Below are 14,559 nucleotides of genomic sequence, written 5' to 3'. Positions count from 1 at the left end.
AATATTTTACAAAGTACTTGATATAAATATTGTGGTATAAGAATAATAATACTAACTAATTAGGAGTGTTACTATGTCTTTTACACTTGGTGCAGACCCTGAGTTGATCTGCCAAAGAAACGGTCAGTTCGTTCCTGCTCATAATTTTTTCAAATCTAATTCAAGTTTTGGTCTAGATGGTTGCGAAAGTACAGCTGAGATCCGTCCAGGCTTTTCAGAATCTCCTGTTGATCTAACTTCAAAGATATATCAAATCTTAGATTACGGTCACGATAAAGCACCTGATCTTGAGTTCATCTCTGGTCATTACGTTAATGATTATTCAATTGGAGGTCATACACATTTTTCTATCGATCCATTGCCAGAGATTATTGATGGATTGGATATTGTACTTGGTTCACTTAGTAACTGCATTGATGATAAAGTGCAGAGACAAAAAAGAGAACGTAGTGGTTATGGTAAGAAAGGTGCTTACAGAAGAAAGTCATATGGTTTTGAATATCGTACGCCTGGATCTTTTCTTCTTTCACCTTCGGTTACTCTTGTTCATCTCACACTTGCAAAGCTTGCTGTTGTAGGGGTTCTTGAAGATAAAATGGATTTCAATGAACTTAAGAACAGACAACATTCTTGCACATTTCTCAAATCACTTAAACATTCACTGCATACAATTCCCGATGATTGCAGAGAAGGATTGAAAGAAATTGACACTCTTCTTGGTAAGCGATTAAACTGGAGTGTAGATATTCTACCAAACTGGGGATTAAGGAGGGCTGCCTGATATGCATTGTCATAATTGTGAAGATGAGCTTCACGACGATGAAGTAAGATGGGCGTTCGAGGAGCCCTATTGTGAAGATTGTTTTGATAATATGTTCAACTACTGCTGCAGGTGTGATTCTGTTATTTACAGAGAGAATGCTCATTACAACGATGAGGGTGATCCTTATTGTTCGGATTGCTACGAAAGTGATTTTGATGATGATGCTCCTGATAATCCCGACGTTACTGATTCTGACAGAGAACACGTAATAAAACTATCAAGAAGTTGGCTGCAAGGTAAAGTTGAAACAAGAAGACCGATATTCATAAATGATAAGGATATTCTTCTTAAAACAATTAAGGACAAAGTCGGATTGGTGGATAATCCAATATATATATTTGGACTTGTTGATCGGGATGAATATCAACTCTCAGCAAGCAGTGATCTATTTGATAGAGTACAGAGTTATGTCCTCTTAAATGATCTCAAAGTAATTGTTGTATCCAGTCCAGGATGTAACAGACTTGGAATATCATTATCACTTCGTAAGAACAACCAGCAACAAATCATTGAAATGATAAAGCAGATCACTACAGTTCAGGAATTGGTTACTGTTTAGCCCACCAACTACTTACTACCAACTAATAACTAAATGGAGTTTAATATGTGCGGAATAATGGGTTATTATTCCTTTGGGAATACTCTGCCCGAAAAAGAAAAAATAACAACAATGTTTTCATTACTTGAATCCCGTGGCAGAGATGCTTGCGGGTTTGCTTTTATTGAGGAAAATAATCTCATCGTTCACAAGAAGCCAATCAAATCATCTGAACTTATTAAAGAAGTGGATTGGGCAAGCCTCACTCTTCCAAAAGTTATGATACTTCATACAAGAATGAAAACACAGGGAAGTGAGAAGAATAATGCAAACAATCACCCGCTCTTCTCAAAGAATGGTATTGCAATCGTTCATAACGGAATCATTTATAATGATAAAGAGATAATCGGCAAAAAACAGAGAGACGGTGAGGTCGATAGTGAATCTATTATCCATTTGCTTTCAGCAAGAACTAAAGGTGACAGGTTAAAAAGATTATTTGATCGAATCGAAGGTTCATTTGCAGTTGCTGTTATTGACAGGAATGATCCAGAGAAACTAATTCTGATTAAGAAAGATAATCCTATCGATCTGTATTACGATTCCAGAAGTGATATTCTCTACTTCTGTAGTGAAAGAGAGATAATGCAGCAATCGCTGAACATCGAATCAGTCACTCAAAGAGGATTTAACCTGGGAGAGAAAGACTTTCATTTCTATGAGATGCAGAACAATTATGCCCTGATCATAAACAAAGATGGTGTTGAATCCTACCAGAAATACTACCCAGCGAAGAGCAGATGGTTTGACAGACAGTTTCATTACCCTGCTGCATCTGATTTCGATGAGATTATGATTGAATGTCCCTGGTGTTTCTGTCAGACAACATACTACGACGGAAAGCTGTTCAATAAATGTGAAGTCTGTGGTATGGGAATAAATGAGGAGGATCTTTATGCCATATAGTCCGAAGATAAAACCAGAACTTGTAAGAGAACTTTACCTGCTCAAGCACTCAAATGAAAGAAAGGCACCAATGACAAAATTAGTTAACGAAGCTGTTGAACAATACTTAGAAAGGATAAAAACAAAAGATGGAAAGCAAGAGAATGATACGCATAGCAATGCGCCTTACGGAAGCGATAATTGAAATATTAAAAGAAGAATTAAACGGAAAGGAATTGAAACGCAATGAGAATCAACAGAAAAAAGGTAACAGAAATCGCAAAGCTGGCAGGTAGAATAGCCCTGGAACTTATAACAGTTGTAATCTTTCGAAGACTCAGAGGTAAATAAATATGGAAATGAATTTTCTAGAAGAGCTTTTGCAGGAAGTTGAGCAAAAGGAATTTGAAAGAGATGAAGCTTATTTTGATTTACTGCTTCTGCAGATAAAACAGATCAATAATCAAATCTCTTACAACTTCTCTCAGGCAGAGAAAGAATGTTCTATGATCAACAAGTTTGTACTACAGAAAAATGCTCAACTTCAGGAAAAAGTTAAATGGCTTGAATTAAAACTGGAGGGCTTTATCAGGGAGCGAGGAGTAAAAAGCATTCCGCTTACTAACGGTACTTTGAAAATGCACAAAAAACCCGATCGTGTTGAAGTGGAAGATCTTGAACTATTTCTAAAGAATAGCCGAAAGGAATTAGTGACTGTAATACCTGAACAGCTTAAGCCAAACTTAACTGCTGTGAAAAATTTCATAAAGACCCGACCTACTCCTCCAGGAATTAAGGTTATTGAAGGCCAGGTTGAATTCAGTTATTCATTAAATAAAGAGGAAGAAAATGCCAGAGAAGAAACCCAAGCTGGAACTGGAATTAAACAAGCCAGTTAAAATCGAGATTCTTCAGGACCAGCCACTTATAGGAACTTCAAGATTCGGAGAGTACTATCTTTACAACGTACGAAATGGAAACGGAGAAGAGTACAGTTACTTTCCAGATAAGGAAGTTCACGAGAAGCTGAAAGATCTTCGAAAAGGTGATAAAGTTGAAATTTGCAAACGAGCGGAACAGAAAGGAACAAAAATTCTCACCACGTTTGATGTTAAGGTTCTGCAGAATACTGTTGAAAGTTCAGAGAAACCCAACAACAAAACTCTTGATGATAATTATTATGATCTGATGTTAACCTCTTGCAGAGATGCAGTTCGTATACAAAATGAACTTGGTGGACTAATGGATGCCAAATCATTGGCTGTAACTTTGTTCATTGCCAGGAGCAAGATCACTCCGAACGGATACAATTAAAAGGTTGAAATATGCCAGAAGAAATATATGTGTTCATTGAAGATGGCAGGATTACAGAAATCAAAACTGAAGCTAAGAATGTCAAAGTGATCATCATCAACCTGGATAAACGAAAGAAAGGTGAAGAACCTATCATCGAGTTCTATGAAACAGAGCTAAAAAAAAGAGAGTTCTCGCTAAACTGAAAAACATATTCAGCAAATAAAAAAACAGAATGCCAGTCGGGTAGTCTGGCATTTTTTTATCGAATTAGATTAAATCAACTGAAAATCTCAGCTATTTTCTTATCTGTACTTCCTCATAGAAACGTATTAACAAAAAAATGAGGATGTAAATGATTTTTCTGATATTTATATCGTTTACACCCTATTTTTGTTTTATTTTACTTCAAATCTCAAGCAATCAAAAATTTATGCTTGACAACTGTAGCATATTTAATTATTTTGCTTGCAATATTTAGCAACCTTAGGAGTTATAAAACATGTCTTTCGGAACAGATATTAAAAATATGAGAGAATCTAAAAGACTTACACTTAGAGATGTTGAAAGGGAAACCGAAATTTCAAATGCCTATCTAAGTCAACTTGAATCAGATAAGGTCAAACAACCATCACCATTAATGTTATATAAGTTAGCTCAATTATATGAGGTGCCTTATGAAACATTAATGGAGAAAGTAGGCTATCCGATACCAAAGGGAAATATTACGATAGATAAACGTAGTATGTCTACACAATCCAGATTTGGAAATCTTACTAAGAAAGAAGAACAAGAGTTATTGGAATACCTAGACTTTTTAAGGAGCAAGAAAAAATGATTTGGTCCTTCTCTGCTCATAATCAATTTAGGAGGTGTCAACGTGCTTGGTTTTATAAGAACATAGTTGCCAATGCATTATCAAAAAAAGATCCATTAAGAAGAGAGGCTTATATTTTGTCAAATTTAAAAAGCATAAGTGCTTGGAGAGGTGATATTGTAGATAAGACTATTTCAAATTTGGTAATTCCTAGTATCAGACGTAATCATTTGGTTGAGACTACTGAAGCAATAAATTATGCAAAAGATCTTGCAAGAAAACAATACAATTATGCCAAGAAAAAAAAATACAGAGAACCCGGATTCACCAAGTCAAAAACACAAGATGAATTTGCTGCTTTTTTCAATATTGAATATGGTATACAAATTTCAACTCAAGAAACAAAAATCGCCTGGGAAGAGGTAATCCAAGCCCTGAATAATTTTCTTTCCAACAAAGAGTTGATTAAATATTTACAATCAGCAGATAAACTGATAACACAACGAGCTTTGTTATTTGATTTCTATGACTTCAAAGTTCGTGGTGTTCCTGATTTGATTATTTTTTTCGATAATAAACCCCCTCATATATTTGATTGGAAAGTACATCATTTCGGTATAAAATCTTATGGAGAGCAACTATTGATTTATTGTATGGCACTAATGAAGTGTAAACCTCATATAGATTTTCCTGACCTTTCTGGAATAGAAATGGATCAAATAAATTTATCAGAATACCAATTGTTGAGCAATCAAATTAGAAACTATACTGCTTCTAATGAGTCCATATTAAATATTGAAGAATTAATAGCTGAAAGTACACAAAGAATGTCATTAGCGGGTGCTCAATTAAAATACGATCAACTTGAAGTTGATGAATTTGAAGTAACAAGCTATGCAGATAATTGTAAAACATGTTCATTTAAAAAATTATGTTGGGAGATTAATAATGAATAGCAATTATGAAACCAATATTTTTCCAATTCTTAATTTATCAGAACTTCATACTGAGTATAGTCTTTTTGAGATAATTGGTATAAATAAAGAACTCGAAGAATATGATAGTAATATTCAACACATAATAAAAAAGTTGAGTTATACATTAAGACATCCGGTAACTGTTATAAAAGTTGATGAACAGCCGCACCTCGTTATAAAAAGTGATGAAGAAGTTGCAAAGAAAGTACCAACAGAATTCGGATTAATAAGAAATCAGGTTTATTTCAAACCTATTGGTGTACCAATAAAATTAAATTATCTTGATCATAGTTCAGAGAATAAAGAAATATGTAAGCGATTTCTAGGATTTGAAATCCAATCTGCATTATATAGAGATAAAAGAATCTGGCAACCAGGAAGTGGTAAGCCATATTTTCAATATAAAAGTAAAATAGAAGACAGAACAGCGCTATTTAATGGATTTATAGTTAGAGTAGTAGAACTTCAGGATTTAGGATATGGAGTTACTATTGATACAACAAAAAAATATACTTCCTCAGTACCATTTAATCCTACTCTATCAAGAGATGATTTTAAACGTCAACAAATTAAAGGGAAACATGTCATTTATCATCATCCAAATGGTTGGTATGAAATTAAAATAGAAGAGATTAGTGATCTGAATGTTGGGAACTATAAATATCAAAGAAATTCTAAATTAGTCACTTTAATTGATGATTTAAGGTCATCCTCATTTTTACCCCACAGTCCAGAGCTAGCAAATTTACCACCAGATGCTTCGATATTCTTTTATAAGGATAATCAAGGTAATCATAAAGCTGCTCCTGCAGGTCTATGTTATGTTATTTTTGATACTCAAAATCAGAATGTGGGAAAGCTACATAGGAAATCCATTATGGAACCGTATGATCGTCGGGATGCTATTCTGGCTTGTAGAAACTATTTACAAAATATAAAGTTTGGTGACGATACTCTGATAATTGGGACAGAACCAGTTAAATGCAAAAAGACTATTTTTCTAGCTCCAGATATAAAATTTGGTAAGGATCAAATAGTTTCTGTTAGAAATTCTGAAAATGCTATATCAATCCCATTAGAAAAACTTGGAAAAACCAGAAAATTATGTTTAGAGAATAGGGAAGTAGGATTTTATAATCAAAGACTTTTCGATAGACAATTTTTTATTCTTCCCAAATCCATTCATGAAAGTATGGGTTTAAAATTTTTATCGGATTTAAAAAGAACTACAGATACTCTTTATCCATGCGGTGGTGGTTACGATCCAATAATTATTTCATATGAGGATAGAGAAAGACGAAATTATGTTGATGTTGGTTTTGAAATTATAAAAGCAGTTACTGAACAGAAAGTAAAAGCATCTACAAGTTATGGAGTTGTAATGATACCTGACTATCATAAAACAATAAGAAAGCACGATGAATTATCTGCATTGGTTGTAAGAGAATTATTAAGTCAGGATATACATGTTGGAATAATACATACATCAACTATAGAAAAATCTTATGAACATTTTAGAATAAATGGCGAAAATATTTATAAAGTTAAACCAGTAATGAAGGGGAAATTAAGGGGATACTTAAACAATGTTGCTATTAATAAAATACTACTAATAAATAACAGATGGCCATATATCTTGGCAACACCATTAAATGCAGATTTAATCATTGGTATAGATGTCAAACACAATACAGCGGGTTACACATTCATAGATAAGTATGGTGAGAATATTCGAACTGAATACCAATTATCGAAGCAGAAAGAAAAATTAAATAAAAAGCAGGTATATAATTTCTTAAAGAGAAAGATTGCAGAAGAAGCTGCCCTCTATAATTATCCAATTAAAAACATAGTTGTTCATAGAGATGGTAGAATATTCGAAACTGAACGATCTGGGATATTCCATGCTATTGACGAGCTTAAAAGTAATATGATATTACCCTCTGATTGTGAGGTAAATTTAGTAGAAATCCCGAAAAACTCAGCTATTCCATTTAGAATTTTTGATCTTAAAAAAGAAGGTAATAAAAATATTATACAAAATCCCCACGTGGGTTCCTATTACTTAATAAATAATGAAGAAGCTTTTCTTTGTAGTACCGGAAGAGAATTTCCACATTTAGGAACAGCCAATCCATTATACATAAAATACAATTATGGAAATATGGAATTCATAAAAATATTAGAAGATATCTATTTTTTAACAATACTTGCTTATTCAAAACCTGACGACTGTTCTCGGTATCCACTAACCATAAAAATAACGGACAGGAAATTGTCAGAAGTCGCAAGTGAGTACGATGAAGAAGAATTAAATCAAATATTAGAAGAAGAAAGCATAGAAAGATATGAGTAACATAGCATTAAACTCCAGTATTTATCAACTAGCAAAAAAGTATATTCAGGAAATCAATTACTACTTAATTCAAGAAAAGCATTTTGATAATCCAGAAATTGAAAGTAAGATAAAGAATTTTTTAGTGTCCCTAGTTGATGAGGAAAATCTTGATCCACATTTACAGCTCCTAACAACGGTTATTGACAGAAGCCTCAGAGATAGAAGTAGAAAAAAGAAGGAGATTGTCAATTTAGTTCTGAAAGGATTTGAAGTAAAAGATTTCGATCTAATTAAAAATAACCTATCCTTAATCACCGAGATATTAGAATCTGAAGCAATCTTTGCATTAAATAGATCACTAGGAACTAGATAATGCAAAATTACTTGGATGGTGCTTTATTAGAAGCGATAGAAAGGGGAAGAAAGCTTAAAGAAAAGATTCCTCATGAAACTCTTGCGGTATCATTTAATCCATTAGTACAGACTTGTGAGAACTTGATTGATTCAATATTATTCGAATTAAATGACGCTATTAAAAATGGTGAATTAAATCATAAGCTTTTTACTCTTAGGGACAGTATTCATAGACTGGATCTTATTGAGAATCGACCTGTTGCGGCACTTTCCAGGATAGATCAAAATGATGAATTTATTAATAAAATAATTGATAAAATCAGACGTGAAATAAAATATCCAATAACTCCTCCAGTAGGCTTGTGCTTTTCACAACCGTTTCATTACTTTTATTATGAACCATTTTTTAATATTCTTAGCGTACCCTTGCTTGAAGTCGATTTCTTACTACATTTACCTGATATTTATCACGAACTAGGACACCCCTTACTATTCACAACTAATAATCCAAAGATTGAAGGATTACAAAAAAGTTTAGGCCAGTTCAATTATCAAGTGTATAATTACTATAAGGATGAAATCACTAGAGAAACTCGCGCTGGAAATACAAATATTGTAGTTGCACTTAATAATTGGAGGGATAACTGGATTAAATCTTGGTCAATCGAACTATTCTGTGATTTATTTGCAACTTTCACACTTGGTCCCGCCTTTGTTTGGTCACATTTACATCTTTGTGCAAAAAGAGGTTCTGATCCTTTCTCTGTTCAGCTCTATCAGTTAATCGATCATCCTGCCGATCAAGTGAGAATGTTGAGTATGCTATTTGCTTTGGAATTAATTGGGTTTAATAAAGCCAAGGTGACCATTGAAAATAAATGGGATGAATTCGTTAGGCTTGGAAAGTCAAAAACTATCCCTGAATTTAATAGAGCGTACCCAACTGATCTAATACAATTGGTAACTGCTCTTGCTCATCAAGGAACCAAGAGTCTAAATTGCATATTTGCTTCAAGCAATTGTAAAGATGATTCAATACAATTTATCCTTAATAATGCTTGGGACACTTTTTGGGAAAACCCGAGGGAGTATATTAATTGGGAAAAGCAGCAAATTCTAACGCTGCGACAAACAAAATAAAACCCAAGAGATGAACTGAACAACTCTTGACATAAGATAAGGATTCCAAAAAAAGACTTTCTAATTTACTTTAAAACTAATTACAAGTGCGAAAGAAGTGATCAGTGTGTAGCAATTTCCTTTTTTAATGTGATATTTCAAAAGTAGAAACTTCTCTATTAGTTGTGGAAACAATTCTTCCAGAGTAAAATTGGAAATTATTTCTTATTAAAGTTTCTCTTTGTTCAACTTCTGAAATATTAATGCCAATTCTATTAATTAATAAATCTCTAAAAACATTATACTTTCGTAATTCTGTAGGTCTTGAATTACCGGTGCCTTGTATTACAACTTTAGCATAATTGTATGAGAAATTACAAAAAGCATCAACAACATTAATTAATGGATTATTTACTGAAGCAACAATATTTAAACTATTGATTTTACAATTGTTTTGAAAAGCTTGATTTACGTATGCATTAAAAACTTTAACTGCAACTTCGTTTAATTTGAATAATACACTAGCATTGCTTCCTTTTAGAAAAATTGATTGATTGTTTATAGTTTCAAAATTATCTTTTCTATCAATAAATACTTTTATTGAAATCCCTTCATCACAATTTTTGATTCTTCTTATTATTTCAACGGTAGGGAATGCAAAAAACGAATAAAAGTTATTATATAGTGATGGCAATGATGAAATAATCAAGTTATTTGTTGTTTGATTAAATAAATTATGATGATTATTGTATAAATTTTGATTTAAGGATTGATTTGTTAATAGGTTCACAAGAATTATAAAATTGGATTTTTCAAATTCTGTAATTACAATTTCAAATAAATCACGATAAATTCTTTCATATTCATTCATATCTAGTTGACCATCTTCAACTCCATTTATTTTTAATTCTCTAGCGTGAAGATTAATTATTGAATTCTTAATACAGAATTCTTTTACTTTTTCCGCTATATTTCTGTTTGTAAATTCATCTATCATCAAAGAAGTAAAACCAAGAAAATCTGTGTTGATGACTCCAGCATCATCTATGAAAATGTAAATATCTTCTACTGATGGTAAAAATATTCCATTTGATAATTGTAATATCTTACTCATATTTCTAATTACTATTGTAAACTAAACGAAATTGTGCATCACCTACAGCCTAGAGGACTGCCGAACAGAAACACAATGCAATTAACTTAGCAAAATAAAACCGAACAAGTTAGCTGAAACGGACCACCCAACATTAAAATTATTAAATTAAGAATGCAAAAACGTTGTTAGATTAAAACACTTATTTGAGTAATTCTCTTTTTATTCTCTATAAATTTCTGTGTTATGATAATCAATATAATTTCTTGAAACTTTATGATTTGGTGAACTTATTAATTCTTCTTCATTGATTCTGCTAGCTCCGTAATCCAATTCAGCATGGTGATTAGGGCAAACACATATTATATTTCCCGGTTCATCTGGTCCATTGTGCGGATTACCTAAAGGTTTCACATGATGTGATTCTGCATACCTCTTTCTATTTTGGAGATGTATTGTTTGTCCACAGATTTGGCATTCATAATTATGAATTAACTTAATTCGACGAGTTAAATCAGTATCTCTAATAATTCTTAAAACCAAGACTTGTTCACGTTGTGGCATTTCCACATCTATAACTTGTGTTGTAATTGGAATAATTTCTTCAGGAATAAACTCTATTGGTAAATGTATTTTCCAATCGAAATATTTTGATAATCTAATTTGATCTTGCCACCACTGAAAGTCATCCCTATCCTTTGCGAAAACTCTGTAATATCCAATTCCGGGTTGATATGTACTTCCATCTATAATTAAACCTGTAATGCCGGGAAAATTATTTTCAGCAGTCCATTCGGCTAAATTTGATAATCCTTGGGTCTTCAAACTTTCACCATATGTCTGACCTTTTAACTCAAGATGAAGCTTGTCGTGAACTTCTTTATATGTAATATAAGTTTCAGGATTTCCAGGTATTACAAATTCTAAATGATCAACAAGTACATTTAATATTTTTACTCCGTCTTCTTCAAGCATCTCTGAATCCTTAAATTTTGTAATTGTTCTAACTAACACTTATTAGAGAATAGATGCCACGCTTCAATCCAAATAAGTATGAGTTTAATTATTATAAGTTTTATTTGTATTCCTAATTTAAAGTTTTTATTCCTAACAATTTTAACTTAGATCCCTACTAAGATTAAATTATACTTTGCAAATAAGGATTCAAATTCTCCAAAAACAAAAAACTCATCTATGAGTAATTATTCAATTATTATTTTTATACTTATCAGAACTAAGGAGTTGTAAATGAGTAACAAGAAAATTATCCTCAAGAGAGAAGAACTTTACGAGAAAGTTTGGCAAACAACCATGATCAAACTAGCAGCTGAGTATAACATAAGTGGAAATGGATTAAAGAAAATTTGCAGTAAGCTCAACGTTCCAGTTCCTCCAGTGGGTTATTGGCAAAAACTAGCGTATGGCTATAAAGTTAAAAAACCTCCTCTACCCGTTATAGATGAAAATGAATTAGAACAATATGAATTAAGTACGATTAAAAAGCCAGACTTTCCTGTGGATGATAAGTATAGAATGCTAATTGAGGCTGAAAATAATCCGAATAATAAAATTCAAGTGAAGAAACATTTGAGTAGGTATCATCCTTTAATTACGTTGACTAGAAATACACTAAAAGGTGAGAAACCTGATTCTGATGGATTACTAAGAAGAATTCGAACCGAAATTTTAGCTATAGCGGTTTCACCTAAAAATTTCAATCGAGCTCTCCGAATCTTTAACACATTATTATTCGAATTGGGAAAAAGGAATTTTCAAATACGAATAGAAATGAATTACCTAGAAAGAAATGAGACTTTCATTATACGAGACAATCAAAAAATTCAGATTGAATTAAGAGAAACTCTAAATATGAATAAATCCAAAATCGACAAAACAAAATACCCCTGGAAAAGTTATGAATATGAAAGAGTTTTTGTACCGACAGGTGAATTACGACTTGAAATTAAAAACGTCTACGGTGGGTCATTAAAGAAAGTTTTAAAGGATCAGGTAGACAAACCATTAGAAGAACAATTGAATGATTTTATAATCAATATTTATAAATCTATTAACTATCACAATTTTAAGGATAAAGAACTTGAAAAAGAAAGAAGAATTGAAGATCAAAAAGAGAAGGCCAGGAATTTATTAATAAAACAAAAACAGATGGAAAAAGAGAAAACAAAACTTTTATATAAAACAGCTAAGCTTTGGAACAGAGTTAATATAATCAGAGAATATATTAAAGAATTAGAATCTAGAATGGCTAATGAGAAAGAATTGAGTGAAGAAAAGATTGATTGGATAAGTTGGGCTAAGAAGAAAGTTGATTCATTAGATCCAGTTAACAAATTCTTTGAGAAATGACATAACGAATTTTAAACTTATAAGAGCTAAAATATTTTCAACAAAAAAAATTTTATAATTGCGTTTTTCTATATGAAATTAAAAAAATGAGAATGAGTTTGCAGTGAATCTCATAAAAAGATGGGGCTTATGGGACCCTACCACCCTTATGGCAAGATTTTTTTGAGAGCTATTTAGCATTATCCCCTATTCTTACTTTGATATTCTTGTATCATCTCATCAATTTGACTTTTCAATTCAGTAGGCTTCAATATTTCAATAGTATCCCACCAACTTATACACCATGCAGCAAGTGAGTTTGTAATTGGTTGTTTGGTTTTCAGAATAATATATCCTTCATTCTCCTCAAGCTCAAATGATTCAAACCAAATCTTATCAAGTATTTCATCCCAGACTCGAAAATCAAACTTAAGTTCTATATCAAACAATTCTTCTTTATTTATTGGAAGAGATAACTTGCTGAACTTTTTATCTGTTAACTTGAATTTTTGGATTCTACTCAAGTAAAATGATTTAATCACATCCTCCTCTGCCTTGAATGCATGCAAAATCCAATTTAACCCAACATTCGTCAACCTAACTGGATACAAATTGTATTCATTTATTTTGTTGTCATAGAATCTTTTGTAAGCCAGATCCACAATCAAGCTTTCATCTACAGCTTTAGACAGGAGAACTAGCTTCGAAAAGAAATCTTTTTTATCAGACTTGCTAAAGACTTTTACTTGCTTGTGAAAGACATCAGAATTCAATTTTAATGGAAGGTAATCAGAGGCAATCGAAATGAGTTCCGAGCACCGAGGAGTTTCTTCAAGTATCAGCTTATTCTTTTTGCTAAATATACTTATCCCAAGCTCCCGCAGAGCTTTAATATCACGATTGATTGTAATCTCCGAAACTTTGAATAAGTCAGCAGCATCCGCTTTTGACAATACTTCCCCATTCATTACCCTTGCTATCATTTCTGATCTGCGTAGTATGTCATCAACATAACTTTTCATTTTTTATCATCTAATGATAAGATTTTTCGATTCGTTTGAGCTAAGTTATCAAGTGTTATGGAATTAATTGTATTTGTCTTAATATGGTATTTCTTTGGCGGGATTTTCAAGGGTTGCTTTAAGCTCATACTATCTGCAATGGTTCTCATTGGAGTTCTGATATTTTTTTAGTTATAGAGTTCATCAATTTTCCGTAGTACCTGAGATATTCCATCATATGAAAATCTACCATTTTTCATAAAAACAATCAGATGTTTACCACTTCGATAGATATCACACTGATCTTTATTATTATCATCATAAGGAAATTGAATTTCATATGGAATATTTAACCCAAGTAATTTGAAATAATATTCATTCCATCCTTTTTTTAATACAAAAATCGTTTTAGGCTTCATTAAATAATTCATTAACTGGCCTTGCCTTTGCAAAATAAAAGTCTCAGGATATAAGATATTTCTTAAAGCAGAATCAACTTCAATTTCAAAATACTCTTTAAATACCTCAAGGTATTCACCATTTCTTTCATCTTTTTCACTTGGAAATTTTAATAGAAAGAGATTTACATAAAATGCATCGCCAGTTGAGCTAAAACTAATTTTCCTTTCAGTTGGATTGATTTCGTAACTTGCTTTCAAACCTAATTCAATTAATAATGTGATAAGTTGAGTTAGGAGGCCAGGTTCAACTTTCTCATTACTATAATCTTGAGAAAACTTAACAAAATCTTTTTCATTATCGAACTTTATATGGTGCATATATTCGTTATCCAAAGGGTTTCCTCCTGGTTCAAAGCCTAAGATCCAATATTTTGCCTCTGGGTTACCTGAACCAAAATAGTTTTTATAACATTCTAACAATTTCTTTTTCAATTCAAAACTCTTTCTCGTATGT

General features: G+C 32.0%; 17 protein-coding genes. 13 read left to right on the top strand and 4 right to left on the bottom strand.

Annotated features, from left to right (window positions below):
* Positions 1 to 73 precede the first annotated feature (73 nt).
* The 12 genes from IPM14_05140 (at position 74) to IPM14_05085 (ending at position 9,225) form a co-directional block, all read left to right on the top strand.
* Positions 74 to 781 carry a hypothetical protein gene (locus IPM14_05140; GenBank protein MBK9097508.1) on the top strand — a complete coding sequence of 236 codons (708 nt, stop codon included), beginning with the start codon at positions 74 to 76 and terminating at the stop codon, positions 779 to 781.
* Between the two features lies 1 nt (position 782).
* Positions 783 to 1,382, top strand: coding sequence for a hypothetical protein (locus IPM14_05135; GenBank protein ID MBK9097507.1), 600 nt, complete (start codon positions 783 to 785; stop codon positions 1,380 to 1,382).
* 45 nt (positions 1,383 to 1,427) lie between these two features.
* Entirely contained in the window at positions 1,428 to 2,327 is a 900-nt protein-coding gene (locus IPM14_05130) for a hypothetical protein (protein MBK9097506.1), read from the top strand.
* Complete coding sequence (locus IPM14_05125; protein ID MBK9097505.1) at positions 2,317 to 2,511, top strand: hypothetical protein; 195 nt, start codon at positions 2,317 to 2,319, stop codon at positions 2,509 to 2,511. The genes IPM14_05130 and IPM14_05125 overlap by 11 nt, the downstream gene beginning before the upstream one ends.
* Positions 2,512 to 2,665: 154 nt before the next feature.
* Positions 2,666 to 3,205: a host-nuclease inhibitor Gam family protein gene (locus IPM14_05120; protein MBK9097504.1), complete on the top strand. Its 540-nt coding sequence runs from the start codon at positions 2,666 to 2,668 to the stop codon at positions 3,203 to 3,205.
* On the top strand, positions 3,156 to 3,620 hold the full coding sequence (locus IPM14_05115; GenBank protein MBK9097503.1) for a hypothetical protein: 465 nt from the start codon (positions 3,156 to 3,158) through the stop codon (positions 3,618 to 3,620). Before IPM14_05120 ends, IPM14_05115 begins: the two co-directional genes overlap by 50 nt.
* Positions 3,621 to 3,631: 11 nt before the next feature.
* Complete coding sequence (locus tag IPM14_05110; protein ID MBK9097502.1) at positions 3,632 to 3,805, top strand: hypothetical protein; 174 nt, start codon at positions 3,632 to 3,634, stop codon at positions 3,803 to 3,805.
* 296 nt (positions 3,806 to 4,101) lie between these two features.
* A complete protein-coding gene (locus IPM14_05105; GenBank protein ID MBK9097501.1) occupies positions 4,102 to 4,437 on the top strand; it encodes a helix-turn-helix transcriptional regulator in 336 nt (111 codons plus the stop codon).
* Positions 4,434 to 5,372 (top strand): PD-(D/E)XK nuclease family protein, encoded by a 939-nt coding sequence (locus IPM14_05100; GenBank protein ID MBK9097500.1) that lies wholly within the window; start codon positions 4,434 to 4,436, stop codon positions 5,370 to 5,372. Before IPM14_05105 ends, IPM14_05100 begins: the two co-directional genes overlap by 4 nt.
* Positions 5,365 to 7,749, top strand: a complete 2,385-nt coding sequence (locus IPM14_05095) for a hypothetical protein (GenBank protein ID MBK9097499.1) — start codon at positions 5,365 to 5,367, stop codon at positions 7,747 to 7,749. The genes IPM14_05100 and IPM14_05095 overlap by 8 nt, the downstream gene beginning before the upstream one ends.
* Entirely contained in the window at positions 7,742 to 8,104 is a 363-nt protein-coding gene (locus tag IPM14_05090; protein ID MBK9097498.1) for a hypothetical protein, read from the top strand. Before IPM14_05095 ends, IPM14_05090 begins: the two co-directional genes overlap by 8 nt.
* Positions 8,104 to 9,225 (top strand): hypothetical protein, encoded by a 1,122-nt coding sequence (locus tag IPM14_05085; protein MBK9097497.1) that lies wholly within the window; start codon positions 8,104 to 8,106, stop codon positions 9,223 to 9,225. Before IPM14_05090 ends, IPM14_05085 begins: the two co-directional genes overlap by 1 nt.
* A gap of 124 nt (positions 9,226 to 9,349) precedes the next feature.
* On the opposite strand, the gene IPM14_05080 is transcribed toward IPM14_05085, so the two are convergent.
* Positions 9,350 to 10,318 carry a hypothetical protein gene (locus IPM14_05080; GenBank protein MBK9097496.1) on the bottom strand — a complete coding sequence of 323 codons (969 nt, stop codon included), beginning with the start codon at positions 10,316 to 10,318 and terminating at the stop codon, positions 9,350 to 9,352.
* A 201-nt stretch (positions 10,319 to 10,519) separates the two neighbouring features.
* On the bottom strand, positions 10,520 to 11,272 hold the full coding sequence (locus IPM14_05075) for an HNH endonuclease (GenBank protein ID MBK9097495.1): 753 nt from the start codon (positions 11,270 to 11,272) through the stop codon (positions 10,520 to 10,522).
* A gap of 273 nt (positions 11,273 to 11,545) precedes the next feature.
* Here IPM14_05075 and IPM14_05070 point away from each other — a divergent pair, with 273 nt between their 5' ends.
* Complete coding sequence (locus IPM14_05070; protein ID MBK9097494.1) at positions 11,546 to 12,664, top strand: hypothetical protein; 1,119 nt, start codon at positions 11,546 to 11,548, stop codon at positions 12,662 to 12,664.
* A 179-nt stretch (positions 12,665 to 12,843) separates the two neighbouring features.
* Here the strand turns inward: IPM14_05070 and IPM14_05065 are convergent, their stop codons facing one another.
* The gene (locus tag IPM14_05065) at positions 12,844 to 13,665 is read right to left on the bottom strand and encodes a WYL domain-containing transcriptional regulator (GenBank protein ID MBK9097493.1); all 822 of its coding nucleotides are present in this window, start codon (positions 13,663 to 13,665) and stop codon (positions 12,844 to 12,846) included.
* 167 nt (positions 13,666 to 13,832) lie between these two features.
* Entirely contained in the window at positions 13,833 to 14,537 is a 705-nt protein-coding gene (locus tag IPM14_05060; protein MBK9097492.1) for a hypothetical protein, read from the bottom strand.
* Positions 14,538 to 14,559: the final 22 nt, after the last annotated feature.

It is taken from the genome of bacterium, from assembly GCA_016716565.1.
Taxonomy (GTDB): Bacteria; Bacteroidota; Ignavibacteria; order Ignavibacteriales; family Ignavibacteriaceae; genus IGN2.
This window is presented reverse-complemented; position numbering and strand designations above follow the sequence as displayed.

Bases quoted from the DNA above. Each gene is read 5' to 3' on its own strand.
- IPM14_05140 (MBK9097508.1), top strand. From the start codon at position 74: ATGTCTTTTACACTTGGTGCAGACCCTGAGTTGATCTGCCAAAGAAAC.
- IPM14_05135 (MBK9097507.1), top strand. From the start codon at position 783: ATGCATTGTCATAATTGTGAAGATGAGCTTCACGACGATGAAGTAAGA.
- IPM14_05130 (MBK9097506.1), top strand. From the start codon at position 1,428: ATGTGCGGAATAATGGGTTATTATTCCTTTGGGAATACTCTGCCCGAA.
- IPM14_05125 (MBK9097505.1), top strand. From the start codon at position 2,317: ATGCCATATAGTCCGAAGATAAAACCAGAACTTGTAAGAGAACTTTAC.
- IPM14_05120 (MBK9097504.1), top strand. From the start codon at position 2,666: ATGAATTTTCTAGAAGAGCTTTTGCAGGAAGTTGAGCAAAAGGAATTT.
- IPM14_05115 (MBK9097503.1), top strand. From the start codon at position 3,156: ATGCCAGAGAAGAAACCCAAGCTGGAACTGGAATTAAACAAGCCAGTT.
- IPM14_05110 (MBK9097502.1), top strand. From the start codon at position 3,632: ATGCCAGAAGAAATATATGTGTTCATTGAAGATGGCAGGATTACAGAA.
- IPM14_05105 (MBK9097501.1), top strand. From the start codon at position 4,102: ATGTCTTTCGGAACAGATATTAAAAATATGAGAGAATCTAAAAGACTT.
- IPM14_05100 (MBK9097500.1), top strand. From the start codon at position 4,434: ATGATTTGGTCCTTCTCTGCTCATAATCAATTTAGGAGGTGTCAACGT.
- IPM14_05095 (MBK9097499.1), top strand. From the start codon at position 5,365: ATGAATAGCAATTATGAAACCAATATTTTTCCAATTCTTAATTTATCA.
- IPM14_05090 (MBK9097498.1), top strand. From the start codon at position 7,742: ATGAGTAACATAGCATTAAACTCCAGTATTTATCAACTAGCAAAAAAG.
- IPM14_05085 (MBK9097497.1), top strand. From the start codon at position 8,104: ATGCAAAATTACTTGGATGGTGCTTTATTAGAAGCGATAGAAAGGGGA.
- IPM14_05080 (MBK9097496.1), bottom strand. From the start codon at position 10,318: ATGAGTAAGATATTACAATTATCAAATGGAATATTTTTACCATCAGTA.
- IPM14_05075 (MBK9097495.1), bottom strand. From the start codon at position 11,272: ATGCTTGAAGAAGACGGAGTAAAAATATTAAATGTACTTGTTGATCAT.
- IPM14_05070 (MBK9097494.1), top strand. From the start codon at position 11,546: ATGAGTAACAAGAAAATTATCCTCAAGAGAGAAGAACTTTACGAGAAA.
- IPM14_05065 (MBK9097493.1), bottom strand. From the start codon at position 13,665: ATGAAAAGTTATGTTGATGACATACTACGCAGATCAGAAATGATAGCA.